Source organism: Microbacterium sp. 4R-513 (assembly GCF_011046485.1).
Taxonomy (GTDB): domain Bacteria; phylum Actinomycetota; class Actinomycetes; order Actinomycetales; family Microbacteriaceae; genus Microbacterium.
The window spans coordinates 112,553-136,952 of record NZ_CP049256.1 but is presented as its reverse complement, the minus strand read 5'-3'; the positions used below and the strand labels follow the sequence as shown (position 1 = coordinate 136,952).

Genomic DNA, 24,400 nt, shown 5'->3' with positions numbered 1-24,400 from the left:
GAACCCGGCGTGGCGTCAGCGCATCGTGCGGACGGCTCCTCCGGGTGCGGCGGGGGCGCGGCATCCGCCCGCCCTAGACTTGACCCTCGTGGTCACCCGTCTGTCGCACTTCTTCCTCCGCACGCTCCGCGAAGACCCGGCCGACGCCGAAGTCACGAGCCATCGGCTGCTCGTGCGCGCCGGGTACATCCGGCGTGCGGCGCCCGGCATCTTCACATGGCTGCCGCTGGGGCTCAAGGTCAAGGCTCGGATCGAGGCCGTCATCCGCGAGGAGATGGCGAACGCGGGCGCCTACGAGGTGCACTTCCCGGCGCTTCTGCCGCGTGACCCCTACGAGCAGTCCGGCCGCTGGACCTCTTACGGCGACGGCATCTTCCGCCTTCAGGACCGCAAGGGCGCCGACTACCTCCTCGCCCCGACGCACGAGGAGATGTTCACGCTCCTCGTGAAGGACCTCTACTCGTCGTACAAGGACCTGCCGCTGGCGATCTACCAGATCCAGGACAAGTACCGCGACGAGGCGCGTCCTCGCGCCGGCCTGCTCCGCGGGCGCGAGTTCACGATGAAGGACGCGTACTCCTTCGACTACACCGACGAGGGTCAGGATGCCTCGTACCAGGCGCAGCGCGACGCGTACGAGCGCATCTTCCAGCGCCTGGGACTCGAGTACGTCATCGTCGCGGCCGACAACGGCCTCATGGGCGGAGCGCGCAGCGAGGAGTTCCTGCACCCGACCCCGGTGGGGGAGGACACCTTCGTGCGCTCGGCTGGCGGGTACGCAGCCAACGTCGAGGCGTACACCACGACGGTCCCCGACGCGCTGCCGTTCGACGGCCTCGGCGAGCCCGTGATCTTCGACTCGCCGAACACCCCGACGATCCAGACGCTCGTCGACCACTCCAAGGCCCATCTCGACGCGCCCGCCGCGGGGATCGCCGGACCGGCGACCGACGAGGCGACGGAGTGGACCGCGGCGCACACGCTCAAGAACGTCGTGCTGGCCCTCACCCACCTCGACGGCACGCGCGAACTCGTCATCGTCGGCGTGCCGGGTGACCGGGATGTCGACGACAAGCGCGTCGAGGTCGCCTTCGCCCCCGCGGCCGTCGAGCCGGCGACCGAGCAGGACTTCGAGGACAACCCCCTTCTGGTTAAAGGGGTACATCGGCCCGTGGTCGCCGACCGGGCCCGTCCTCGGCGAGGAGTCCGCGACCGGTATCCGCTACCTCCTCGACCCGCGTGTGGTCGACGGCACGAGCTGGATCACCGGCGCCAACATCGACCAGAAGCACGTGCACACGCTCGTCGCCGGCCGAGACTTCACCGGCGACGGCTTCGTCGAGGTGGCGACCGTCCGCGAGGGCGACCCCGCGCCCGACGGCTCCGGCCCGGTGCACCTCGCGCGCGGCATGGAGATCGGACACGTCTTCCAGCTCGGCCGCTTCTTCGCCGAGACGCTGGGCCTCAAGGTCCTCGACGAGAACGGCAAGCTCGTCACGGTGACGATGGGCTCGTACGGCATCGGCGTCACGCGGATCCTCGCGATCATCGCCGAGCTCAACAACGATGACAAGGGTCTCGTCTGGCCCGAGTCCGTGGCGCCGTTCGACGTGCACGTGGTCGCGACGGGGAAGGATGCCGCGGCCTTCGACCTCGCCGAGTCGGTGTCGGCGCAGCTCGAGGCATCCGGTCTCGACGTCCTCTACGACGACCGCGCGAAGGTCTCGCCCGGTGTGAAGTTCGCGGACGCCGAGCTCGTCGGCGTGCCGCGGATCCTCATCGTCGGGCGGGGCGCCGCCGAGGGCCAGGTCGAGCTCTGGGACCGTCGCACCGGCGACCGCGAGGTCGTCGCGGTCGCCGACGCAGTGGCTCGGCTCACGGCCCGCTGACGGGCCTCAGTCGCTGAGGCGGCCGTGCGACATCGTGTCGTCCGGCGTGTCGTGGGTCACGAGGGACTTGACCATCTTCGCGGCCATGACGATCTTGCCCTGCGCGGGCTCCCAGAACTCCGCCTCGACCGGCGTGACGCGCAGCAGCGCGATGCCGGGGGTGTCGAGCCCGTCCTCGAACCAGATGTCGAGCGAGGGGGTGTAGAGCTCCTGCATCTTCGCCTGGTCGTGCACGACTCGGGCGGTGCCGGCGACCGACACGAACCGCATGCCCTTCGCATCGAGGTACGACAGCGCGACGTCGTGATCGGCCTCCACCTCGTCGACCTTCTTGGTGTGATCGGACGTGAAGAACCAGATGTCGCCGTTCTCGTCCATCTGGCGCGTGCTCATCGGGCGACCGACGAGATTGCCGTCGGCATCGATCGTGGTCAGCATCGTGAAGTCGATGTCCTCGACGAGGTCCTTGATCCGTGCGTTCGCTTCTGTTCCGGTGACTTCGGTCATGCCTCGAGCCTCGCCGATCTCCCCACGCCGGCACAGGGGTTGACAGTCCGTCCGGGGCGGCCCCGCCCGGCGCGTGCGAGCACGCACGGCGCCGCGGACGGCGCCTGCGTACCATGACCCGATGAGCGAGTCGGCGCGGGCGGGGCGGAGGTGGCTGCGCTGGAGCGTGCTGCCTCGAGTCCTCGCCGGTGCGCCCGCGCAGCTCCTGCTCGTCGTGGGCGTCCTCATCGTGACGCTCGCGCTCCTCATCGTCGCCCGGCCGCTCACGTCGCTCCTCCTTCTGGGGCTCTACGTCGGTGTGAGCGCCATCGTCTCGGGGGTCATCGAGCTGGGGACGAGGCATCCGTCGCCCTCGTGGTGGACGCGAGTCGTCTCGGTGCTCTGGATCGCCCTCGGCCTGGCGGTGATCGTGTGGCTCGGCCGCAGCCTCGAGCTTCTGCCGGTCGCGCTCGCCGTGCTGCTCGTCGCGGGCGGCCTCGCCTCGATCGGCGACGCGATCTCCGGCGGGCGGGCCAGCCAGCGCGTGCTCTCGGCGTGCTGGGGCGTCGCTCAGGTGGGGTTCGGCATCCTCGCGCTCACGTGGCCGGTCGTCACGGTGCTCGTGGTCGCCGTCGTCTTCGGAATCCGGATGCTGGTCTTCGGCGGCTCGCTCGTCGTCCGGGGCGTGCGGATGCTCGCCGGACGGCGATCCGAGCTCGACGGGGGCATCGCGGCGGAGCCTTCGCGACGAGCCCGTGCCTGGGCCGCCGCCGGTCGATACGCGCTCGCCGTGCTGCTCATCGCCACGACGGCGGTCGGATGGTGGGTCGACGATTGGCTCGAGCGCGGAGCACCGGTCGTGGACGCGTTCTACGACCCGCCGGCAGAGGTGCCGCGCGGCCACGGGGAGCTCATTCGCGTCGCCGGCTATCCCGGTCAGTCACCCGCCGGGGGAGAGGTGAAGCGCATCCTGTACACGACGCGCGACGCGATCGGCCGGCCCGCCGTGGCCAGCGCGCTCGTGATCGTGCCGACGCGACCGCACTCGGGGCCGCGCCGCGTCGTGTCGTGGAATCACGGCACGACGGGTGTGGCGCGCGGGTGCGCACCGAGCCTGCGGGACGACGCTGCCACGAAGTGGGCGATCCCGGCGCTGGAGGATGCGCTGGCGCGGGGCTGGGTCGTCGTCGCGTCGGACTACGCGGGGCAGGGGGCGCCGGGCGTCTTCCCCTATCTGATCGGCGCCGGCGAGGCGAAGTCGTCGCTGGACGCTGTTCTCGCGGCGAGCCGGATAGACGGGCTCTGGCTCTCCCGCGAGATCGTGGTCTGGGGTCATTCCCAGGGCGGCCATGCCGCGCTGTGGGCGGAACCCGTGGCGGCCGACTACGCGCCGACGCTGCGGATCCGCGGGACGGCGGTGCTCTCACCGGTGACCGACACCGCGGCCCTCGCCGACGAGCTCACGAAGGGCGACACGAACGCGCTCCTCTCGGTCGTGATCGCATGGGTCCTCGTGCCCTACGCCGACACCTACCCCGAGATCGACCTCGGGGACTACGTGGCACCCGGCGGCCGGCTGATCGTCCGGGAGCTCACCCAGCGGTGCCCCTCGGAGCCGGGCGCGCTGGTCTCGGTCGTCGCTGCGCTGGGCGTGTCGGAGACGACGCCGCTGTACACGGGCGATCTCACGGCGGGCCCGTTCGGCCGCCGTCTCGCGCAGAACGAAGCGAAGGGGCCGTGGCAGGCACCGGTCCTGCTGACCTGGGGCACCGCCGACGAGGTCATCCCCCCGGACCTTCAGGAGGACTTCGTCGAGAAGGCGTGCGCGCAGGGGACGAGGCTCCGCTGGGTCGTCATGCAGGGCTCGGACCACCTCGGCGTCCTGCTCCCGCCATCGCGCTTCCTCCCCACGCTCGTGCGGTGGACGGATGCCCGCTTCACGGACGCCGACGATCCCGTCGACGACTGCGGCCGCTGACGGGAGGACCGTCGATCCGGGCGTAGCGGGCGCGGAACCCGCAGAACACCGCGTACGCGAGGAAGCCGATCCCGACGAGCCCCGCCAGCCAGGGGCCGATGGGGAGGCGGAGGATCGCCTGAATGGCGCCGTCGAGGCCGCCGGCCGCCTTCGGGTCCAGGCGGACCGCGGCGATCACGAGGATGACACCCAGGACGAGAAGCGCGATCCCCTTGGCGACGAATCCCACGATGCCGAGCAGCTTGATCGCGGCTCCGAATCCGCCGTCCGGCAGATCCATCTGCTTCTCGAAGCTGCGCAGGATCCCCATGACGACGAAGGTGATGCCGCCGATGCCGATGCCGATGCCGATGAGCCCGAGCACGAGCGGCCCTCCCGGGACGGTGAGCAGACCCCGGCTCGCGCTCTCGGCGGCCTTCTCGCCGTTCGGACGCGCTCCGAGCGCGACGGCTGACGCGAAGATGCCCAGTGCGACGAAGACCACCGCCTGCCCCCACTCGGCCAGGCGACGGCCCCATTTCCTGAGCGCGCCGCCCGTGCCGCCCTTCGGGTTCGGAGCGAGCAGCCCCTCGGCGGCGTGCCACGCGCCGAGCGCCCACAGCGCCACCGCGAGGGCCCACAGTGCGGCGAAGCCCACGGGAGCCGAGGCGATCGCCTTGAACGCGCCCGCCTGGTCGCTCTCGCCGCTGCCGCCGAAGGCGAGGATGAGGACGATGATGCCGACGAGGGCATGGACCACGCCGTTGGCGACGTACCCGGCGCGGGCGAGCCACCGCAGAGCCGGGCTGGACTCCACCTTGCGAGCGGCCTCCTTCGCGTCGGCCTTCACCTCGCTCGGAGTGTCCACACGGCCAGCCTAGGAAGCCGCAGAGGGGTCCGGGAGGGGTTGACGCACGGGCCCGCGGGGGCACCCCGCCGGCCGCGATCGACCGCCAGCCCGCTCCCAGCCCTCGGGACGAGGCATCCGGTAACGTAGTGGGGATGCCGAGGGGCGTGATGCCCTCGGTGAGAGCTGAATAGGGAAGAGGAGAGATCACTGTGGACATCGATCTCGGACTGCTGCGGACCGTCGAGCGCGAGAAGGAGATCCCCTTCGATGAACTCGTGCGGATCATCGAGCAGGCGATCCTGACCGCCTACGCCAAGCACACCTCTCCCACCGGCGAGCTTCCCCCGGGTGCGCGCGCCGAGCTCGATCGCAAGACCGGCCATGTCGCCGTCTTCATCCCGCTCCTCGACGACGAAGGCGCCGCCATCGGCGAGGAGGAGTCGACTCCCGAGGACTTCGGCCGCATCGCGGCCTTCGCCGCGAAGCAGGTCATCAGCCAGCGCCTCCGCGACATCGCCGACGACGCCGTGCTGGGCGAGTTCCGCGGCAAGGAGGGCGACATCGTCGCCGGCGTCGTGCAGCAGGGTCCGAATCCCCGCATGGTGCACGTCGACCTCGGCACCGTCGAGGCCATCCTGCCGCCGGAGGAGCAGGTGGCGGGGGAGCAGTACCCCCACGGATCCCGGCTGCGCGTGTACGTCACGTCGGTCGCAAAGGGGACGAAAGGGCCGCAGATCACCGTCTCGCGGACCCATCCGGGCCTCGTCCGCAAGCTCTTCGCTCTCGAGGTGCCCGAGATCGCCGCGGGTCTCGTCGAGATCGTCTCGCTCGCCCGCGAAGCCGGCCACCGCACCAAGATCGCCGTCAAGGCGAACGACCCGACGATCAACGCCAAGGGCGCCTGCATCGGCGAGCTCGGCCGGCGGGTCCGCGCCGTGACCGAGGAGCTGGGCGGCGAGAAGATCGACATCGTCGACTACGACCCGGAGCTCGCGAAGTTCGTCGCGAACGCGCTGTCGCCCGCGAAGGTCACGTCGAGCTTCGTGCTGGATGCCTCCAGCAAGGCCGTGCGGGCGCTCGTGCCCGACTACCAGCTGTCGCTCGCGATCGGCAAGGAGGGTCAGAACGCCCGCCTCGCCGCCAAGCTCACGGGCGCCAAGATCGACATCCAGCCGGACAGCATCCTCGAGGACGCCTGATCGGCCGCTGCCCCGGTCGCTGAGTCCCCTTCGGCGAGGTGTAGAATGGAACCTGTACGAACGTGCGTCGGATGTCGCACGCGTGCTTCCCGCTCCTCCCTGCTCAGGGTGGTCGCCATCGATTCCGTTCTCGTCCCCGACGAGCGCGCGGTGATGCCGGGCAGGGGCGCGTGGGTGCACGAGACGCGCGAGTGCATGGATGCCGCACTCCGGCGCCGCGCCTTCGTACGGGCACTCCGTGTGTCAGGCCCGCTTGACACGCAGACCATCGAGAAACGGCTGAACGGCTATGGAAACAAAGTGAACGGCTCGAAATGAGACCCGTCCGCGACTAATGGTCTGTCCTGTCTGGGCAGACCCCAGACAGGAGAATTTGTGGCTGCCAAACCACGCGTGCACGAGATCGCCTCGGAACTCGGCGTCGACAGCAAGGTCGCTCTGGCCAAGCTGAAGGAGCTCGGAGAGTTCGTCAAGAGCCCCTCGTCCACTATCGAGCCCCCCGTGGCTCGCAAGCTTCGCGCTGCCCTCGAGGCGGACGGGGCTGCCAAGCCTGCTGCTGCCTCTGCGCAGACGCCGGCTCCTTCCGCGCGCCCCGCGGGCCGTCCCGGCCCCGTGCGCCCCGCTGCGCCTGCAGCACCCGCCGCTCCCGCGGCATCCGCTCCTGCGGCTCCGGCTCGCCCGGCCGCCGCTCCGGCGCCCGCCCCCGCAGCTCCGGCACCGGCCCCCAAGCCGGCGGAGCCCGCCGCTCCCGCAGCGCAGGCGGCCCCGGCGCCTGCTGAGACGGCTCCGGCGACTCCCGCTGCCAAGGCCGGCGGTCCCAAGCCCGGCCCGGCTTCGCCGACGCCGCAGCCGCCGCGGCCCGGCGGCACGCCGCGTCCCGGCAACAACCCCTTCGCGTCGAGCCAGGGCATGGGTCAGCGTCCCGGTGGCCCGCGTCCGGGCAACAACCCCTTCGCGTCGAGCCAGGGCATGGGCCAGCGGCCCACCCCGGGCAACATCCCGCGCCCGCAGGCACCGCGCCCCGGCGCACCGCGTCCCGGCGCCCCCCGCCCCGGTGGTGCGGGTCGTCCGGGCGGCGGCGGTCGTCCCGGCGCGCCCTTCCAGCAGCGTCCCGGCGGCCCCGGTCGTCCCGGCGGCGCAGGCGGCGGCTTCCAGCGTCCCGGTGGAGCGCCCGGTGGCGCCCCCGGTGGTGGCTTCGCCGGTCGTCCCGGTGGCGGCGGCGGTCGTGGCCGCGGCCCCGGCGGTGGCACCGCGGGTGCCTTCGGCAAGGGCGGCGGCAAGTCCAAGCAGCGCAAGTCGCGTCGCGCGAAGCGTCAAGAGTTCGAGATGCGGTCGGCGCCGGTCGTCGGCGGCGTCAACGTCTCGAAGGGCAACGGCGAGATCATCCGCCTGCGCCGTGGCGCGTCGATCGCCGACTTCGCCGACAAGCTCGAGGCGCTGCGCGGCTACACCGTGCAGCCCGGCACGCTCGTGACGATCCTCTTCAACCTCGGCGAGATGGCCACGGCCACCGAGTCGCTGGATGAGGCGACCTTCGAGGTGCTCGGCGCCGAGCTCGGCTACAAGATCCAGATGGTCTCGCCCGAGGACGAGGACAAGGAGCTCCTCGAGGGCTTCGGTCTCGACCTCGAGGCCGAGCTTGAGGCGGAGGACGAGGACGACCTCGAGATCCGGCCTCCCGTCGTGACCGTCATGGGTCACGTCGATCACGGTAAGACGCGACTGCTCGACGCCATCCGCCAGACCAACGTGGTCGCGGCCGAGGCCGGCGGCATCACGCAGCACATCGGTGCGTACCAGGTCTGGACCGAGCACGACGGCATCGAGCGCGCCATCACGTTCATCGACACCCCGGGTCACGAGGCGTTCACCGCCATGCGTGCCCGTGGTGCGCAGGTCACCGACATCGCGATCCTCGTGGTCGCGGCCGACGACGGCATCATGCCGCAGACGGTCGAGGCGCTGAACCACGCCCAGGCGGCCGGCGTTCCGATCGTGGTCGCGGTCAACAAGGTGGACAAGCCCGAGGCCAACCCCGCCAAGGTGCGCCAGCAGCTCACCGAGTACGGCCTCGTCGCCGAGGAGTACGGCGGCGACGTCATGTTCGTCGACGTCTCGGCGCGCCAGAACACCGGCATCCAGGAGCTCCTCGACGCCGTGCTGCTCACGGCGGATGCGGGTCTGGACCTCACGGCGAACCCGAACAAGGACGCCCGAGGCGTCGCGATCGAGGCCAAGCTCGACAAGGGCCGCGGCTCTGTCGCGACGGTGCTCATCCAGTCGGGAACGCTGCGCGTCGGCGATGCGATCGTCGCGGGCACCGCGTACGGCCGCGTCCGCGCCATGATCGACGAGAACGGCGATGCGGTCGAAGAGGCCTACCCGTCCCGTCCGGTCCAGGTGCAGGGACTCAACTCGGTCCCGCGCGCCGGCGACACGTTCATCGTCACCGAAGAGGACCGCACGGCCCGCCAGATCGCCGAGAAGCGTGAAGCGGCCGAGCGCAACGCCCAGCTGGCCAAGGCCCGCAAGCGCATCTCGCTCGAGGACTTCACCCGCGCTCTCGAAGAGGGCAAGGTCGAGTCGCTCAACCTCATCATCAAGGGCGACGTGTCGGGTGCCGTCGAGGCGCTCGAGGAGTCGCTCCTCAAGATCGAGGTCGACGAGTCGGTGCAGCTGCGGATCATCCACCGCGGCGTCGGCGCGATCACCGAGTCCGACATCAACCTCGCGACGATCGACAACGCGATCGTCATCGGGTTCAACGTCCGTCCCGACACGAAGGCGCGCGAGCGCGCCGCTCGCGAGGGTGTCGATGTCCGGTTCTACTCGGTCATCTACAACGCGATCGACGACGTCGAGCAGTCGCTCAAGGGTCTGCTCAAGCCCGAGTACGAAGAGGTCCAGTCCGGTGTGGCCGAGATCCGCGAGGTGTTCCGCTCCTCGAAGTTCGGCAACATCGCGGGTGTCATCGTCCGCTCCGGCACGATCACCCGCAACGCCAAGGCTCGCGTCATCCGCGACGGCGTCGTCATCGCCGATGGCCTGGCCATCGAGTCGCTGCGCCGCTTCAAGGACGACGTCACCGAGGTCCGCACGGACTTCGAGGCGGGCATCGGCCTCGGCAAGTACAACGACATCCAGATCGGCGACGAGATCGAGACGACCGAGCTCGTCGAGAAGCCTCGCGGCTGATCGCATCCGGTGAGGGGCGCCTGTGTGCAACCGGCACAGTGCGTCCCTCACCTGTCGAAAGGAACCTCTCATGGCCAGTGAACGTCAAGCACGCCTCGGCGACCGCATCCGCGTGATCCTGGCGGAGCGCCTCGAGCGGGGTCTGCGCGACCCGCGGCTCGGCTTCGTGACGATCACCGACGTGCGCGTCACGGGCGACCTGCAGCACGCGTCGGTGTTCTACACCGTGCTCGGGTCTGAAGAGGAGCGCAGCGCTTCGGCGGAGGCCCTCAAGGCCGCGACCGGGATGCTGCGCAGCGAGGTCGGCAAGCACCTCAACGTGCGCCTCACACCCTCGCTCGAGTTCATCCCCGACGCGATCCCCGAGAACGCCGGGCACATCGAAGACCTCCTGCGCGAGGCGCGTGAGCGCGACGAGCAGGTCGCGGGCATCGCGGCGGGTGCGAACTACGCCGGCGAGCCCGACCCCTACGTCAAGCCGCGCGAACTCGACGACGAGGACTGACCCACGTCGCCACAGCGTCGGCGATCACCACAGCGTCGGACCGGAACAGCGTTCCGCGTCCGACGCTGTGCTTTTCTCCGACGTTGTGGCTGACCTCGACGTTGTGGCTGACCTCGACGTTGTGGCTGACCCCGACGCTGTGGCTGCCCACGACGTTGTGGCCGGCGGTCGACGTCAGCGGGGGAGGCGGAGCAGTCCGTCGGATGCCTCGGCGAGGCCGTCGGCGATGAGCGAGTCGATCGCGCGATCCCGCTGGCGGGCATCCGGCCAGTCCGGCACGACGTCGTCGAGCGCGACGGCGTGGGACGAGGCATCCCGAAGCACCTTCAGCACGGCGCCCCGCGCCTGACGATCGCTGCCCTCGTACCGCGCCTGCCGGCGTCGCGTGTCGCCCGTGTCGGGGTAGCCGGCCCGCCTCCACGCGCACCGGTCGGCGAGCGGGCACGCGTCGCACCGCGGCGCCCGCGCCGTGCATACCGTCGCGCCGAGCTCCATCGCCGCCGCGTTGACGACGGCGGCGTCCGCGTCAGCGTCCGGCAGGATCTCGTCCATGGCGGCCAGATCGCGGCGTGACGGCGGGCCCGGCTGCGACCTCCCGCCGACCGCCCGGGCCAGCACCCGCCGGGTGTTCGTGTCGACGACGGGATGCCTCTCGCCGTAGGCGAAGACCGCCACAGCCCGTGCCGTGTAGTCGCCGATGCCGGTCAGCGCCAGAAGGGCGTCGACGTCGCTCGGCACGACACCGCCGTGCCGATCCCGGATCTCGACGGCCGCGCGGTGGAGCCAGAGCGCCCTTCGCGGATAGCCGAGGTTCGCCCACTGCCGCACCGCCTCGGCGGGAGCATCCGCCGCGAGAGCGGACGGCGTGGGCCAGCGCTCGAGCCACGCCTCGAGGTGCGGGATGACGCGGTTGACCGGCGTCTGCTGCAGCATGAACTCGCTGACGAGCACGCCCCACGAGCCGAAGCCGGGCTCCCGCCACGGCAGGGTCCGCGCATTCTCGCGGTACCACTCGATCAGCGGTGCGGCGAGGGCGGGCATGCCGTTCAGCCTAGGTCGGCCGCAGGCCGCCTCGCGCCGTCGCGGCATCCGTTCGGCTCCGCCGCCCGCCGTAGGCTGGAGGCATGCGCCTGCCCACGACGCCCGCCACGACGCTCTGGCGGGAACTGCGTGACGAGGTGCGCCGGCAGTACCGGGCCGGTCGGGTCATCGTCGCGGTCGACGGGCGGGACGGCGCGGGCAAGACGATCTTCGCGGACGGACTGGCGGCGGCCTTCGCCGAGGACGGGTCGGCCGTCTTCCGCGCCACGATCGACGACTTCCATCGTCCGCGCGCCGAGCGCTACCGGCGCGGGCGCACATCTCCCGAGGGCTTCTACCGTGACTCGTACGACTACGCGACGTTCCGCCGAGTGCTGATCGACCCGTTCCGGGACGGCCGCCAGACGGCGGGGACGACCGGCTTCCAGCTCTCGGCCTTCGACCTCGCGCGGGACTCGCCGGTCGCCTCCTCGTGGGTCACGGCGCCGCGCGACGCCGTGCTCATCGTCGACGGCATCTTCCTCCACCGGCCCGAGCTCCGCGGGCTCTGGGACTGGTCCGTGTGGCTGGACGTCCCCATCGACGTCGCATACCGGCGCATGGCTGAACGGGACGGCGGCGATCCCGACTTCCTCGCGCCCGCCAATGCGCGCTACCGCGAGGGACAGGAGCTGTACCAGCGCGACGCCGACCCGCGCCGCGCGGCGTCGGCGATCGTCGACAACATAGACCTCGCCCATCCGCGGCGCGTGCACGAGGACGTCACGTGATGCCGGGCGCGACCGCAGCGCCCGGCATCCTCCTCGTCGACAAGCCCGGGGGGATGACGAGCCACGACGTCGTCGCCCGTGCGCGACGCGCGTTCGGCACCCGCAAGATCGGGCACGCTGGCACGCTCGATCCCATGGCGACCGGGCTGCTCGTCCTCGGGATCGAGGGCGCGACACGACTCCTGACCTACGTCGTCGGGCTGGACAAGACATACGAGGCCACGATCCGCCTCGGCGTCTCGACCGACTCCGACGACGCGGACGGCGCGGTGACGCAGGCGACGGATGCCTCGTCCCTCGCCACCGACAGCATCCACGCCGCCATCCAGCCCCTCCGCGGTCCGATTTCGCAGGTGCCCAGCCGGGTCTCCGCGATCAAGGTCGACGGCAAGCGCGCCTACGCGCTCGTGCGCGAAGGCATCGAGGTCGAACTGGCGCCCCGGGACGTCGTCATCAGTCGCTTCGAGGTGCTCGCCGAGCGCCGAGAGGATGGCGTCATCGATCTCGACGTCGTGGTGGACTGCTCGAGCGGGACCTACATCCGCTCCCTGGCTCGCGACCTCGGCGCGGCGCTCGGCGTCGGAGGCCACCTCACCGCTCTGCGACGGACCCGTGTCGGTCCGTTCGACGTGGAGGGCGCGGCATCCCTCGACGATCTCACCGGGGTCCCGCTGCTCTCGCCCGCAGCCGTGGCCGAAGTCGTGCTCGGCCGGTTCGACGTCAGCGCCGAGGAGGCGCGGGACCTCCGCCACGGCAAGCGCCTCGGGGGAGCGGCCCCGCGGCTCGAGGGCCCGCTGTCGGCGGCGATCGATCCCGACGGCGTGCTGGTCGGTGTCGTCGAGCGCCGGGGTCCCGACGTCAAGAGCGCCATGAACATGCCCGAGGAGCGGCCTGCATGATCCTGTGGTTCACCTACTTCGAGGTCGCGGTCGCGGTGATCGCGGGTCTCCTGTGTCTCGTCCTGGGGCTCATCGGGCGCCGTCCCAGCGACTGGACGGTGGGATCCCTCGCGTTGGTCGAACTGCTGCTCATCGTGCAGGTCGTCGTCGCGATCGTCTCGCCGCTCGCCGGGAACCCGCCGACGGGATCGCTCCTCGAGTTCTGGGTCTACCTCGTCTCGGCGGTCCTCCTGCCACCGCTCGCGGTCGGCTGGGCGCTCGTCGAGCGCAGCCGCTGGAGCACCGTCATCATGGGCGTCGCGGCCCTCGCGATCGCCGTCATGGTGTGGCGGATGCAGGTCATCTGGACGATCCAGGTCGCCTGACGCTCAGCGCTGAACGAGGTAGGCCGAGTGCACCCAGCCCGTCTTGCCCCCGTACGTCACCTTGCGCCACACGTCGCTCGTGGCGAGGATCGGTCCGACGTTCGCGCCCTGCGGGATGACCAGCAGTATCGCGGCCGTGGTGGACGGCGCGGATCTGAGCCGAAGGGGCGCCGTCGTGACGTACGTCGCCGGGGGAGGCGGTGGAGGGGTCGGTGAGACGTAGCTCGCGGAGACCCATCCGGACTCCGCGCCGACGCGCACGGGGAGGAAGCCCGCCGAAACGGTGCCCGGCACGTGCGTCACGGCCGTCCCCTGTGGAAGCACCCGGATGACCGAGGCCGTCGTGGACGGTCCGGTGCGGAAGTTGAGGGCGGTCACCGCGTAGTAGGTGCACGTCGCGGGCGCCGGCGTCGCTGTGACGGCGATCGCCGACGCGTACAGGTCGACGCCTCGCGGCTGCAGGAAGGTAGCGGCGTTCTGCGGCTCCGACCCGCTCGCGGTGGCCTTCCAGAGCTCGAGGTGGAGATGGTTACCGGACGACACGCCGCTGCTGCCGACCTCGCTGATGCGCTGTCCCGCCACGACGGTCTGTCCGACGGCGACCTGCGTCGTCGCCGACCAGATGTGCATGTACACCGACGTGTACTGCACTCCCTCGATCATGTGACGCACCGAGATGTAGCCGGCTTGCGAGGCCGTGCCGCTCACCGTGGCGGTCACGACACCGTCGGCGATGCTGTAGATCGGCGTCCCTGCGCCGGCGGCGAGGTCGACTCCGTAGTGGAAGGTCGATGCGCCTTGGACCGGGATGCAGCGCGGGCCGAAGAACGACGTCACGTAGTAGGTCTTCGCCGTGATCGGCTGTTGGAAGGCCGCCGCCGCCAGCGGTGCGATCGTCAGCGGTGCGGGTGCGGGTGCGGGTGCGGGTGCCGGTGCGAGCGGCGCGGGCGCCGCCTGGGTCGGAGTCGGGGCGGGAGCCGGAGCAGGCGCCGTGGTCGGCGCTGGGGTCGGCGCCTGGGTGGCAGTCGGCGCCGGCTTCGGTATCGGAGCGAGCGTGGACGTGGGGGTCGGCGTCGGGGTCGGTGCCGGTGTCGGCGGAGGGGTCGTCGCGGTGGAGGCGACCCCCGCACCGGTGGGCGGGGCGGCGAAGGCGGCGGTGACACTACCGAGTGTGAGAGCCGCTGCCACCAGCCCGGCGAGCAGCGGAATACGGATCGATCGCATTGTGGTCCGTTCGTGAGAGGGGCGGACGGTGAAATCGCGGTCGGGTTCCGTTGCTCAGCATGCTGTCACTTAATCGCGTGGCTATCTACCGTCTCATCGACGAACGTGGTGTCGCCTTGGGCCTGGCCGCCGGGGCGGCCCCGCCGGGGTCCCGCGGCTGGGCGCACGCCGACGCGAATACAATGGACGCGCGATGTCTTCCCCCACCACACGCACCCGTCGCATGACGGGCGTCGGCCGCGTCCTCGTCGTCGTCTACGCGATCATGGCGCTCGGTGCCACCGGCCGCTCCTTCGTCCAGATCGTCGAGAAGTTCGATCAGGCACCCCTGGCGTACACGCTCTCGGCCCTCTCCGCCGTCGTCTACATCGTCGCGACGCTCGCCCTCGTCTTCGCGGGCAGCCGCCGGTGGTATCTCGTCGCCTGGATCGCGATCGGCTTCGAGCTCGTCGGCGTGCTCGTGATCGGCACGCTGAGCCTGCTGCTGCCCGAGCTGTTCCAGCATCCGACCGTCTGGTCGCTCTACGGCTACGGCTACCTCTTCATCCCACTCGTCCTCCCGTTCTTCGGCATCTGGTGGCTTCTGACCCACCCGCCGGTCCGAGACGGTGAGAAGACGGATGCCGCCCCCACCGCGGTGACGCGATGATCGTCTTCCACGACCCGGCCGAGGTGCCGGCCGGCTTCGGCCCCTCGGTCGTCGCGATCGGCAAGTTCGACGGCGTCCACGCCGGTCATCGCGCCGTGCTCGAGCGGGCGAAGGTGGACGCGGCGACGGGCGGCGCCAAGGTCGTCGCGGTGACGTTCGACCGCAACCCGCTGAGCCTGCTGCGGCCGGAGGTGTGCCCGGAAGACCTCATCGGCGTTACGCAGAAGGTGCAGCTCCTCGCGGGCACCGGCATCGACGCGACCCTCATGCTGCGGTTCGACCAGTCGCTCGCGTCGCTCACGCCGCGGGAGTTCGTCGAGCGCATCCTCGTCGCGGCGCTGGGCGCCCGGACGGTGCTCGTGGGACTCGACTTCCGGTTCGGTCGCGGCGGCGCCGGCAACCCCGACGTGCTGCGGGAACTCGGCGAGGAGCTCGGCTTCCGCGTCGACGTCGTGGACGACGTCCGCTCGCTCGACAGCGACCGGCGCGTCTCGTCGACCTGGATCCGGGAGCTGCTGGCGGCGGGCGACGTCGAGACTGCGGCCAAGCTCCTCGGCCGGCCGCACGCGGTGTGGGGCGAGGTCGTGCACGGCGCGAAGCGCGGACGCGAGCTCGGGTACCCCACCGCCAACCTGTCGCCCGATCTCGAGGGCTTCGTCCCCGCAGACGGCGTCTACGCGGGCTGGCTGGTCGACGAAGGCACCGCCGAGCCGGGCGACCCCCGGCGCTCGACGCGGTATCCGGCCGCGATCAGCGTCGGTTCCAACCCCACGTTCGACGACGTCACGGCGCGTCAGGTCGAGGCCTACGTGCTCGACGAACGCGATCTCGACCTGTACGGACGGCTCGTCGAGGTGCAGTTCACGGCGCGCGTCCGCGGCATGGTCGCCTTCCAGGGCGTCGACGCGCTCATCGAGCAGATGGGCGACGACGTGAGCCGCGTCCGGGCGCTCCTCTCCTGATCGCCCGGGCCTCGCCTCCTCCGTAGACCCCGCGCAAGGCCCGCCCTACGATCGATCCGTGGATGCCGCAGCCCTTCTCGCCGCCGCGGACACGTCGGCGGCTCCCTCGGTGAATCTCTGGGGCGCGCTCGGATGCGCCGTCGCCTACTCGGCGTCGCTCCTGGCGACACTCGACGCCTTCGCCGACCTGATCCTCGCCCGCGACGACTCGCCCGCCGGCAGGCTCACCCCGGCGGTAGGCTTGAAGTTCGGATCGAAGATCGCGGCCGCCGCGATCGCCGTGATCGCAGCTGCGATCGTGCTCGCGCTGGACGAGAACTGGTTCGCGTTCACGAGCCTCTCGATCGCGTTCGTGATCGTCGTCGCGATCGGACTCGTCGTGCTCGTGCGCCAGGCGAAGGTGACAGCGGCTGCGACACCGCCCAGCGGATGACGACCTCACCGCGGCGAGCAGATCCGAAGGCGAGCGCCGCTCCCACCCAGAGAGCGCGACCCGACGCAGAGAATGAGGAAACCATGAGCCGCACCGAGCTGCAGACGCTTCCGCAGCGCGCCGTCGAACTCCTCGGCGGAGAACCCGACGACACGACGCTCCGTCGCTACCTGCACGGCCTCCCGGGCGTCGACGCCGTGGGGCTCGAGCAGCGCGCGACCGCCCTCGGCACGCGCTCCATCAAGACGACGTCGAAGGCGTGGGCGCTCGACAAGATCATCGAGCTCATCGACCTCACGACGCTCGAGGGTGCGGACACCCCGGGCAAGGTGCGCTCGCTGGTCGCCAAGGCGCTGAATCCGGATGCCTCCGACCCCACCTGCCCGCGCGTGGCCGCAGTCTGCGTCTACGGCGACATGGTGCCCGCGGCGGTCGAGGCGCTCGGCGCGGCGCACGGCGACCCCGATGACGGACTCGTCTCGGTCGCCGCCGTCGCGACCGCGTTCCCCAGTGGTCGCGCCTCGCTCGACATCAAGCTCGCCGACACGGCCGCGGCCGTCGCCGACGGTGCCGACGAGATCGACATGGTCATCGATCGCGGCGCCTTCCTCGCCGGGCGGTACGGCCTCGTCTTCGACCAGATCGCGCGCGTCAAGCAGGCGTGCCGACGCGACGACGGCACCTACGCGTCGCTCAAGGTCATCCTCGAGACCGGCGAGCTCAACACGTACGACAACGTCAAGCGCGCCTCGTGGCTCGCGATCCTCGCAGGCGGCGACTTCATCAAGACGTCGACCGGCAAGGTGCAGCCCGCCGCCACACTGCCCGTCACGCTCCTCATGCTCGAGGTCGTGCGCGACTGGCACCGCGCGACGGGCGAGAAGATCGGGGTCAAGCCCGCCGGCGGCATCCGCACCTCCAAGGACGCCATCAAGTACCTCGTGACCGTCGCCGAGACGGTGGGCGAGGAGTGGCTGCAGCCGCACCTCTTCCGGTACGGGGCATCCAGCCTGCTCAATGACGTGCTGCTCCAGCGGCAGAAGCTCAAGAGCGGCCACTACTCCGGCGCCGACTACGTGACGATCGATTGAGGACTGAGATGAGTTTCCTGGAGTACGCACCCGCGCCCGAGTCGCGCAGCATCCTCAAGCTGCGCGACGAGTACGGCCTCTTCATCGACGGCGACTTCCGTCCCGGTTCGGGCGAGGCGTTCACCACGATCTCGCCGGCCGACGAGAAGGAGATCGCGACGATCGCCGCCGCGACTGACGCGGATGTCGATGCCGCCGTCGCGGCCGCGCGCCGCGCCTACGACAAGACCTGGTCGAGGATGAGCGGTCGCGACCGCGGCAAGTACCTCTTCCGGATCGCCCGGCTCGTGCAGGAGCGGGCACGTGAGCTCGCCGTGGCCGAGAGCCTCGACAACGGCAAGCCCATCAAGGAGAGCCGCGACGTCGACGTCCCGCTCGTGGCCGCCTGGTTCTTCTACTACGCCGGGTGGGCCGACAAGCTCGACTACGCAGGGCTCGGCGCCGACCCCAAGGCGCTCGGTGTCGCGGGCCAGGTCATTCCCTGGAACTTCCCGCTGCTCATGCTCGCGTGGAAGGTCGCACCGGCGCTCGCCGCCGGCAACACCGTCGTGCTGAAGCCCGCCGAGACGACTCCGCTGTCGGCCCTCATCTTCGCCGAGATCCTCCAGCAGGCCGATCTCCCGCCCGGTGTCGTGAACATCGTGACGGGCGCCGGCGCCACGGGAGCCGCCGTGGTGCGGCATCCCGATGTCAACAAAGTCGCCTTCACGGGTTCGACCGCCGTCGGACGCGAGATCGCGAAGGCCGTCGCCGGCACCGATAAGAAGCTCACACTCGAGCTGGGCGGCAAGGCCGCCAACATCGTCTTCGAGGATGCCCCGATCGACCAGGCGGTCGAGGGCATCGTCAACGGCATCTTCTTCAACCAGGGGCACGTGTGCTGCGCGGGCAGCCGGCTGCTCGTGCAGGAGTCGATCCACGACGAGGTCGTCGACCGTCTCAAGACGCGCCTGTCGACGCTCCGCCTCGGCGATCCGCTCGACAAGAACACCGACATCGGCGCGATCAACTCGCGCGAGCAGCTCGACCGCATCCGCGAGCTCAGTCGCATCGGCGAGGAAGAGGGCGCCGAGCGCTGGAGCGCCGATTGCGTCATCCCCGACAGCGGCTTCTGGTTCGCCCCGACGATCTTCACCAACGTCCAGGCATCCCACCGGATCGCCCGTGACGAGATCTTCGGGCCCGTCCTGTCGGTCCTCACCTTCCGCACGCCGGCCGAGGCGATCGAGAAGGCCAACAACACCCCCTACGGCCTCTCGGCGGGCATCTGGTCGGATAAGGGATCGCGCATCCTCGCGGTCGCCGACCGCCTGCGCGCCGGCGTCGTCTGGGCCAACACCTTCAACCGCTTCGACCCGTCGTCGCCCTTCGGCGGCTACAAGGAGTCCGGCTACGGCCGCGAGGGCGGCCGGCACGGCCTCCTCGCCTACCTGAAGGGGGGCCGCGCATGAGCAAGCGGCTGACCGTTCCCAAGACGTACAAGCTCTACGTCGGCGGAGCCTTCCCGCGCAGCGAATCGGGGCGCACCTACGAAGTGCTCTCGCCCCGCGGCGAGTTCCTCGCCAACGCCGCGCTCGCGTCCCGCAAGGATGCGCGCGATGCCGTCGTCGCGGCTCGGGGAGCCGTCAAGGGCTGGTCGGGTGCGACGGCGTACAACCGCGGCCAGGTGCTCTACCGGGTCGCCGAGATCCTCGAGGGGCGCCGTGCCCAGTTCGCCGATGAGATCACGGCGCAGACCGGGGCATCGCGCTCGGCCGCCGAGGCCGAGGTCGACGAGTCGATCGATCGCTGGGTCTGGTACGCGGGCTGGTGCGACAAGTTCGCTCAGGTGGCGGGCAACGGAAACCCCGTCGCGGGTCCGTACTTCAACATCTCGGTGCCCGAGCCGACTGGCGTCGTCGGCGTCATCGCGCCGCAGGACACGGCGCTCGTGGGGATCGTCTCGGCCATCGCCCCCGCCCTCGTGTCGGGCAACTCGGTCGTCGCGGTGGCCTCCCAGCGCTACCCCCTCTCCGCCATCAGCCTCGCTGAGGTACTGGCGACCTCCGACGTCCCCGGTGGCGTCGTCAACGTCCTGACGGGATCGCCCGCCGAGCTCGCGCCATGGCTCGCTTCCCACCCGGACGTGCAAGGACTCGACCTCGTCGGCGCCGGCGACCTCGACTGGATCGACCTGCAGGTCGCGGCGGCCGAGACGCTCACGCGGGTGCTCCCGCCGGAGCAGGGGACGGATGCTGCGGCCCCGAGCCTGCAGCGGATCGCGGCGTTCACCGAGACGAAGACCGTGTGGCACACGAAGTCGCTCGTCTGACTCCACGGTCCGGGGACCGGCGCGACACGGCCGAAAAGGTAACGGAACGGTAACGGCGCATGTAGTGTGGTCGGCACGTCGAAGACGACGTGACCCCGCCGGAGGACATGCCCGATGCCCACCTCGCCGGCATCCGACGACGCCCGCGATCGGATGCACGCCCTCGTGACGATCTGTGTGCTCGCCCTCGCGAGTATCGTCATCGCCTTCCTCGGCGCCTCGCCGGCGCGGGTGAGCGCGACCGAGCTCCTCGGCGACGCACGCGTGTCGGAGGAGCCCGCGTTCGTCGTGAGCCACCGCGGCGGGGGAGCGCTGGCGCCCGAGAACACCATTCCCGCCGTCGAGGCGGCGCTCGAGGCGGGCTTCGAGTGGGTCGAGGTCGATGTGCGGCTCACCGCCGACCGCGTGCCCGTCCTCCTGCACGATGCGACCGTGGACCGCACGACGGACGGCACCGGGCGCCTCGCCGACCTGACGCTCGCGCAGGTGGAGGCGCTGGATGCGGGCTCGTGGTTCGGCGCCGCGCACGCCGGAACGCGCGTGCCGACCCTCGAGGAGTTCCTCACGGTGCTCTCCGCGTCGCACGGCCGGGCCGTCATCGAGTTGAAGGGGGAGTGGGATGTCGAGGCCGGCGCCGCTCTCATCGCCGCGCTGCAGGCCCACGGCCTCGAGCGACGGGTCGCGCTCGCGAGCTTCCACCCCGGCACCCTCCTGTCGACCAGTGAAGCGTCGAGCCTCGCCTTCCGACTCCTCATCCTCAAGCGCCTGCCGCGTGACATCGAGCAGGTGGTCTCGGGCGCCGATGCGAGGGGTGTCGTCGTCGACTGGGCGGCCGTCGCACGCCGTCCCGAGGTCGTCGACGAACTGCACGAGCTTGGGCTCCGCGTCGTCGTCTACACCGTGAACGACGACGTCGACTGGGCGGAGACGATGGACGTCGGCGTCGACGGCATCGTGACCGACGAACCGGTGCGGCTCCGGGAGTGGCAGGCCGACATCGCGCGCACCGATCGGTAGGGTCGAGCACACCGGCAGACCGAGAGGACCGTTCCGTGATCCGATTCCGCTCATCCGCCGCCGCCCTCGCAGCGGTCGCCCTCGCTCTCACGACGCTCACCGCGTGCGCTCCCGAGCCGACTGCGCCGTCCCCCTCGGCGACCGCCTCCTCTCCGGTGGCCTCGCCCTCCTCCACTCCGTCCGCGACCCCGAGTGCGACCGCGACGGCGGGTGCGGATGCCGACATCGAGCTTCCCGCGTCGTGCGAGCAGATCTACTCGGCATCGATGCTGGCCTCGCTCAACGCGGCGAATCCGCCGCTCAACCACCCCGACGTGACGATGCACTCGACGCAGAACGCGGAGCTGCTCGAGACGCTGACCTCAGGCATCCCGACCCTCCGCTGCTCGTGGGGCACTCCGAGTGAGTACGGGCTCGCCACGAACGTCTCCACGGTCGACCCGGCCCAGTCCGCCGCGGTCCTGTCGGCGCTCAACACCTCGGGATTCGGATGCGAAGACGCGATGGGCGGCACCATCTGCCGGATCGAGCAGAAGACGATCAACCTCGACGACAAAGAGGTCACCTTCGGCGAGACCCACTTCCTGCGCGGCAACGGATGGGTCTCGACGGCGTGGATCAATTTCGCCCCCGAGGGATACACGGAAGACATCGTCGCAACCCTGTGGGGATGAGCGGCCCACGTCGCGCTAGACTGTTGCGCGGGGATCCCGACTCCGACGCCGCGTCTCGCTGAAGCGAGTCCCAGTGGCGCCGAGTCGGTTCATCCCATCCCGCGTCCGTGACGGCGCCGGCGCCGCCCGCGGGAGCTGTGCAGACCAGCCGGTCGCTCGACCGGTCGTCGCCGGAGCATCCGGCACCCTACGCTCAGGAGGAGCATGCCGCCCACGGCATCCGCCGCTCAGACTTCGACGCGGCGCAGGAAGCCTTCGCCGTCGCGCCGCGACGATGAAGCGCCCATCATCCCGATCCTCGCCCGCAAGGTGCGCGAGGTCGAGGCCAAGGCCCAGCGCGGCAAGCTGGGCCCGACCAACCGGGTCAAGTTCCAGGTCATCGCGTTCCTCGTCCGCGAGGAGCGCGCCCGCGTGAAGTCCGACACGGCGATCGCCGACGGCACGCGGGCCGAGCTGCTCAAGCGTCTCGACGGCGTCGCGACGATCCTCGCGAAGACCGCCGCCCGCGACACGAGCCTCATCCAGCTGCTCGAGGTCGACCAGGCCGCGTCGCCCGTCGCACGGCGCATGCGCCGCGACTGGCTGCTCGAGTCGGGGGCCGAGCTCCCGCCCGACGAGCTCATCATCACCGACACCGCCCCCGCGGCCGCTCCGGTCGTGCCGGCGGCACTCGCCGAGCGCCAGGTCGTCCCGCCGCAGGTCGAGTCGCGCCTCGAGTCGAACCCGTTCCTCGCGCCCGACCTCACCATGCGCGTGCAGAAGGAGGTGCCGCGGCGCCGCCTCGACGGATGGGAGCTCATGGGCCCCCTCTACAAGGCGTTCGAGACCGGCGCGGGCGGGGGCTCGGCCACGATGGAGCTCCCCGAGATCCCCGAGTTCGACCGCCTCTCCCCGAGGGGGGCTCGAGGTCATGCCCCACCAGTCGCGGTTCCTCGAGGCCGTCCGCGACGGGCACCGCACTTTCCTCCTGGCCGATGAGCCTGGCCTGGGCAAGACGGCGGAGTCGGTGCTCGCGGCATCCGTCGCCGGCGCGTACCCGCTGCTGGCGGTCGTCCCCAACGTCGTGAAGATGAACTGGGCACGCGAGGTCGAGCGGTGGACGCCGCAGCGACGCGCGACGGTCATCCACGGCGACGGCGAGAACATCGACGCGTTCGCGGACGTCTTCATCGTCAACTACGAGATCCTCGACCGGCACCTTTCGTGGCTCTCGACGATCGGCCTGAAGGGCATGGTCGTCGACGAGGCGCACTTCATCAAGAACCTCACGTCGCAGCGCTCGCAGAACGTCCTCGCCCTGGCCGCCCGCATCCGCGAGCAGGTGCGCAACCCGCTTCTGCTCGCCCTGACGGGTACGCCGCTCATCAACGACGTCGAGGACTTCGACGCGATCTGGCGCTTCCTCGGCTGGACGAACGGCGAGAAGCCCGGTCCGGCGCTCATGGAGAAGCTCGACGAGACCGGCCTGACGCCCGCCGACAAGGCCTTCTATCCCGAGGCGCGCGACGCCGTCATCTCGATGGGTATCGTCCGCCGCAAGAAGAAGGATGTCGCGGCCGACCTGCCCGACAAGCTCATCGCCGACCTTCCGGTCGAGCTCGACGACGAATTCGGCCGTTCGATCCGCCAGGCCGAGCGCGAGTTGGGCGAGCGCCTCGCGGCGAAGTACCGCCGGATCATCGACGCCCGCGGCGATCGCGGCCTCGCGCCCGGCGAGATCGACGACGACATCGTCCGCCTCGTCGCGCACAACGAGCTCGAGGAGTCGAAGGCCGCCGGAACCGGCGCCGAGAACGTCTTCACGATGGTCCGCAAGATCGGCCAGGCGAAGGCCCAGCTCGCGGCGGACTACGCCGTGCAGCTCCAGCGCTCGGTCGACAAGGTCGTGTTCTTCGCCAAGCACATCGACGTCATGGACCAGGCCGAGGCGCACTTCGCCGCGGCGGGCATCAAGACCGTGTCGCTTCGCGGCGACCAGGCGACGACGGCACGCCAGGCGGCGATCGACGCGTTCAACAACGACCCTTCGGTCGGCATCGCCGTCTGCTCGCTCACGGCGGCCGGCGTCGGCGTGAACATGCAGGCGTCGTCGAACGTCGTCCTCGCCGAGCTGTCGTGGACGGCGGCCGAGCAGACGCAGGCGATCGACCGCGTCCACCGCATCGGGCAGGACGAGCCGGTCACGGCGTGGCGCATCATCGCCGCGCACACGATCGACACGAAGATCGCCGAGCTCATCGACTCCAAGCAGGGGCTTGCAGCCCGCGCGCTCGACGGCGAGGCCGTCGACCCGCAGTCGAGCGACTCGGTGCAGCTCTCGGCGCTCATGCACCTGCTGCGCCAGGCGCTCGGCGGCGACTGAGGCGCAACGCCCGATCGAAGGGGCTTGCACGGGGCGGATGCCTCGGCAAGCCCCTTCGTCGTGTCCGGGCGGCGTCCTATCGTCGCGATCAGAGTGAGAGGAGCCGATCATGACCGATCCAAGCAACCTGGAACGCGACGCCAAGCCGTTCGGCGCGATCCGCGACGACGACGAGCAGCCCCTCGACCAGGATGTCGACGACAACGCCGTCGACAGCGCCGACGCCGACGAGCGCGCCGCGCGCGAGGGGACGAAGGGCGAGGTCGACGACCGACCCTAGCCTCACCGCAAACAGCGAGGAGTGAATGATGACCATTCCCGGAAGCAATCCGGAACGCACTGTCATCCCCCTGGGCGCCGCCGCCATCGGCAACGCCGAGGACGACGGTCTCACAGAGGAGGGTCCCCTCGACCAGGACATCGACGACAACGCCGTCGACAGCGCCGACGCCGACGAGCGGGCGGCGCGCGAGGGGACGAAGGGCGAGGTCGACGACCGGCCCTGACCGATGACCGATGGC

Annotated in this window: 22 protein-coding genes and 2 pseudogenes; 20 read left to right on the top strand and 4 right to left on the bottom strand. The window is 70.7% G+C overall.

Annotated elements, in window-relative coordinates:
• Positions 1–88: 88 nt before the first annotated feature.
• Positions 89–1,889 (top strand): annotated as a pseudogene (locus G5T42_RS00665) (proline--tRNA ligase).
• Positions 1,890–1,895: 6 nt separating this feature from the next.
• On the opposite strand, the gene G5T42_RS00660 reads toward G5T42_RS00665, so the two are convergent.
• Complete coding sequence (locus G5T42_RS00660) at positions 1,896–2,396, bottom strand: pyridoxamine 5'-phosphate oxidase family protein (protein ID WP_165124061.1); 501 nt, start codon at positions 2,394–2,396, stop codon at positions 1,896–1,898.
• A 121-nt stretch (positions 2,397–2,517) separates the two neighbouring features.
• Here G5T42_RS00660 and G5T42_RS00655 point away from each other — a divergent pair, with 121 nt between their 5' ends.
• Positions 2,518–4,353, top strand: coding sequence for a lipase family protein (locus G5T42_RS00655; RefSeq protein ID WP_165124060.1), 1,836 nt, complete (start codon positions 2,518–2,520; stop codon positions 4,351–4,353).
• Here the strand turns inward: G5T42_RS00655 and G5T42_RS00650 are convergent.
• Complete coding sequence (locus G5T42_RS00650; RefSeq protein ID WP_241245900.1) at positions 4,313–5,200, bottom strand: DUF1206 domain-containing protein; 888 nt, start codon at positions 5,198–5,200, stop codon at positions 4,313–4,315. The two genes, G5T42_RS00655 and G5T42_RS00650, sit on opposite strands and share 41 nt — an antisense overlap.
• A gap of 191 nt (positions 5,201–5,391) precedes the next feature.
• Between G5T42_RS00650 and nusA the strand changes: the two genes are divergently transcribed.
• From nusA to rbfA, 4 genes are all read left to right on the top strand, one after another.
• The gene (nusA, locus tag G5T42_RS00645; RefSeq protein WP_165124058.1) at positions 5,392–6,381 is read left to right on the top strand and encodes a transcription termination factor NusA; all 990 of its coding nucleotides are present in this window, start codon (positions 5,392–5,394) and stop codon (positions 6,379–6,381) included.
• A gap of 45 nt (positions 6,382–6,426) precedes the next feature.
• The gene (locus G5T42_RS00640; RefSeq protein ID WP_165124056.1) at positions 6,427–6,699 is read left to right on the top strand and encodes a YlxR family protein; all 273 of its coding nucleotides are present in this window, start codon (positions 6,427–6,429) and stop codon (positions 6,697–6,699) included.
• A gap of 57 nt (positions 6,700–6,756) precedes the next feature.
• A complete protein-coding gene (gene infB / locus G5T42_RS00635; RefSeq protein WP_241245898.1) occupies positions 6,757–9,576 on the top strand; it encodes a translation initiation factor IF-2 in 2,820 nt (939 codons plus the stop codon).
• Positions 9,577–9,646: 70 nt separating this feature from the next.
• Positions 9,647–10,081 (top strand): 30S ribosome-binding factor RbfA, encoded by a 435-nt coding sequence (gene rbfA, locus G5T42_RS00630; protein WP_165124054.1) that lies wholly within the window; start codon positions 9,647–9,649, stop codon positions 10,079–10,081.
• Positions 10,082–10,255: 174 nt separating this feature from the next.
• On the opposite strand, the gene G5T42_RS00625 is transcribed toward rbfA, so the two are convergent.
• The gene (locus G5T42_RS00625; protein WP_165124052.1) at positions 10,256–11,122 is read right to left on the bottom strand and encodes an A/G-specific adenine glycosylase; all 867 of its coding nucleotides are present in this window, start codon (positions 11,120–11,122) and stop codon (positions 10,256–10,258) included.
• An 83-nt stretch (positions 11,123–11,205) separates the two neighbouring features.
• Between G5T42_RS00625 and G5T42_RS00620 the strand changes: the two genes are divergently transcribed.
• Genes G5T42_RS00620 through G5T42_RS00610 form a run of 3 tightly spaced genes read left to right on the top strand, consistent with a single transcriptional unit; the run spans position 11,206 to position 13,156 of the window.
• The gene (locus G5T42_RS00620; protein ID WP_165124050.1) at positions 11,206–11,892 is read left to right on the top strand and encodes a uridine kinase; all 687 of its coding nucleotides are present in this window, start codon (positions 11,206–11,208) and stop codon (positions 11,890–11,892) included.
• Positions 11,892–12,791: a tRNA pseudouridine(55) synthase TruB gene (gene truB / locus G5T42_RS00615; RefSeq protein WP_165124049.1), complete on the top strand. Its 900-nt coding sequence runs from the start codon at positions 11,892–11,894 to the stop codon at positions 12,789–12,791. Before G5T42_RS00620 ends, truB begins: the two co-directional genes overlap by 1 nt.
• Positions 12,788–13,156: a hypothetical protein gene (locus G5T42_RS00610; RefSeq protein WP_165124048.1), complete on the top strand. Its 369-nt coding sequence runs from the start codon at positions 12,788–12,790 to the stop codon at positions 13,154–13,156. Before truB ends, G5T42_RS00610 begins: the two co-directional genes overlap by 4 nt.
• Before the next feature lie 3 nt (positions 13,157–13,159).
• On the opposite strand, the gene G5T42_RS00605 is transcribed toward G5T42_RS00610, so the two are convergent.
• Entirely contained in the window at positions 13,160–14,380 is a 1,221-nt protein-coding gene (locus tag G5T42_RS00605; protein WP_165124046.1) for a peptidoglycan DD-metalloendopeptidase family protein, read from the bottom strand.
• Positions 14,381–14,573: 193 nt separating this feature from the next.
• Here G5T42_RS00605 and G5T42_RS00600 point away from each other — a divergent pair, with 193 nt between their 5' ends.
• From G5T42_RS00600 to G5T42_RS00550, 11 genes and pseudogenes are all read left to right on the top strand, one after another.
• Positions 14,574–15,029: a hypothetical protein gene (locus tag G5T42_RS00600; RefSeq protein ID WP_165124045.1), complete on the top strand. Its 456-nt coding sequence runs from the start codon at positions 14,574–14,576 to the stop codon at positions 15,027–15,029.
• A complete protein-coding gene (locus G5T42_RS00595) occupies positions 15,026–15,991 on the top strand; it encodes a bifunctional riboflavin kinase/FAD synthetase (protein WP_165124042.1) in 966 nt (321 codons plus the stop codon). The genes G5T42_RS00600 and G5T42_RS00595 overlap by 4 nt, the downstream gene beginning before the upstream one ends.
• Before the next feature lie 58 nt (positions 15,992–16,049).
• Positions 16,050–16,424 carry a hypothetical protein gene (locus G5T42_RS00590; RefSeq protein ID WP_165124040.1) on the top strand — a complete coding sequence of 125 codons (375 nt, stop codon included), beginning with the start codon at positions 16,050–16,052 and terminating at the stop codon, positions 16,422–16,424.
• 83 nt (positions 16,425–16,507) lie between these two features.
• Positions 16,508–17,515 carry a deoxyribose-phosphate aldolase gene (deoC, locus tag G5T42_RS00585; protein ID WP_165124038.1) on the top strand — a complete coding sequence of 336 codons (1,008 nt, stop codon included), beginning with the start codon at positions 16,508–16,510 and terminating at the stop codon, positions 17,513–17,515.
• 8 nt (positions 17,516–17,523) lie between these two features.
• Positions 17,524–18,966 (top strand): aldehyde dehydrogenase family protein, encoded by a 1,443-nt coding sequence (locus tag G5T42_RS00580; protein WP_165124035.1) that lies wholly within the window; start codon positions 17,524–17,526, stop codon positions 18,964–18,966.
• Positions 18,963–19,826: an aldehyde dehydrogenase family protein gene (locus tag G5T42_RS00575; RefSeq protein ID WP_165124033.1), complete on the top strand. Its 864-nt coding sequence runs from the start codon at positions 18,963–18,965 to the stop codon at positions 19,824–19,826. The genes G5T42_RS00580 and G5T42_RS00575 overlap by 4 nt, the downstream gene beginning before the upstream one ends.
• A gap of 114 nt (positions 19,827–19,940) precedes the next feature.
• Complete coding sequence (locus G5T42_RS00570) at positions 19,941–20,843, top strand: glycerophosphodiester phosphodiesterase family protein (protein WP_165124031.1); 903 nt, start codon at positions 19,941–19,943, stop codon at positions 20,841–20,843.
• Between the two features lie 35 nt (positions 20,844–20,878).
• Entirely contained in the window at positions 20,879–21,517 is a 639-nt protein-coding gene (locus G5T42_RS00565) for a hypothetical protein (RefSeq protein ID WP_165124028.1), read from the top strand.
• A gap of 204 nt (positions 21,518–21,721) precedes the next feature.
• Positions 21,722–23,879: pseudogene (locus G5T42_RS00560) on the top strand (DEAD/DEAH box helicase).
• Positions 23,880–23,988: 109 nt separating this feature from the next.
• On the top strand, positions 23,989–24,159 hold the full coding sequence (locus tag G5T42_RS00555) for a hypothetical protein (RefSeq protein WP_165124026.1): 171 nt from the start codon (positions 23,989–23,991) through the stop codon (positions 24,157–24,159).
• Between the two features lie 28 nt (positions 24,160–24,187).
• Positions 24,188–24,385 (top strand): hypothetical protein, encoded by a 198-nt coding sequence (locus tag G5T42_RS00550; RefSeq protein ID WP_165124023.1) that lies wholly within the window; start codon positions 24,188–24,190, stop codon positions 24,383–24,385.
• Positions 24,386–24,400: the final 15 nt, after the last annotated feature.

Excerpts from the sequence above, each read along its gene's own strand:
- G5T42_RS00605 (WP_165124046.1), bottom strand. The coding sequence starts at position 14,380 with ATGCGATCGATCCGTATTCCGCTGCTCGCCGGGCTGGTGGCAGCGGCT.
- deoC (WP_165124038.1), top strand. The coding sequence starts at position 16,508 with ATGAGCCGCACCGAGCTGCAGACGCTTCCGCAGCGCGCCGTCGAACTC.
- G5T42_RS00575 (WP_165124033.1), top strand. The coding sequence starts at position 18,963 with ATGAGCAAGCGGCTGACCGTTCCCAAGACGTACAAGCTCTACGTCGGC.
- G5T42_RS00640 (WP_165124056.1), top strand. The coding sequence starts at position 6,427 with ATGGAACCTGTACGAACGTGCGTCGGATGTCGCACGCGTGCTTCCCGC.
- G5T42_RS00570 (WP_165124031.1), top strand. The coding sequence starts at position 19,941 with ATGCCCACCTCGCCGGCATCCGACGACGCCCGCGATCGGATGCACGCC.
- G5T42_RS00655 (WP_165124060.1), top strand. The coding sequence starts at position 2,518 with ATGAGCGAGTCGGCGCGGGCGGGGCGGAGGTGGCTGCGCTGGAGCGTG.
- G5T42_RS00550 (WP_165124023.1), top strand. The coding sequence starts at position 24,188 with ATGACCATTCCCGGAAGCAATCCGGAACGCACTGTCATCCCCCTGGGC.
- G5T42_RS00555 (WP_165124026.1), top strand. The coding sequence starts at position 23,989 with ATGACCGATCCAAGCAACCTGGAACGCGACGCCAAGCCGTTCGGCGCG.
- G5T42_RS00660 (WP_165124061.1), bottom strand. The coding sequence starts at position 2,396 with ATGACCGAAGTCACCGGAACAGAAGCGAACGCACGGATCAAGGACCTC.
- G5T42_RS00600 (WP_165124045.1), top strand. The coding sequence starts at position 14,574 with ATGTCTTCCCCCACCACACGCACCCGTCGCATGACGGGCGTCGGCCGC.
- G5T42_RS00580 (WP_165124035.1), top strand. The coding sequence starts at position 17,524 with ATGAGTTTCCTGGAGTACGCACCCGCGCCCGAGTCGCGCAGCATCCTC.
- rbfA (WP_165124054.1), top strand. The coding sequence starts at position 9,647 with ATGGCCAGTGAACGTCAAGCACGCCTCGGCGACCGCATCCGCGTGATC.
- truB (WP_165124049.1), top strand. The coding sequence starts at position 11,892 with ATGCCGGGCGCGACCGCAGCGCCCGGCATCCTCCTCGTCGACAAGCCC.
- G5T42_RS00610 (WP_165124048.1), top strand. The coding sequence starts at position 12,788 with ATGATCCTGTGGTTCACCTACTTCGAGGTCGCGGTCGCGGTGATCGCG.
- G5T42_RS00620 (WP_165124050.1), top strand. The coding sequence starts at position 11,206 with ATGCGCCTGCCCACGACGCCCGCCACGACGCTCTGGCGGGAACTGCGT.
- G5T42_RS00625 (WP_165124052.1), bottom strand. The coding sequence starts at position 11,122 with ATGCCCGCCCTCGCCGCACCGCTGATCGAGTGGTACCGCGAGAATGCG.
- G5T42_RS00595 (WP_165124042.1), top strand. The coding sequence starts at position 15,026 with ATGATCGTCTTCCACGACCCGGCCGAGGTGCCGGCCGGCTTCGGCCCC.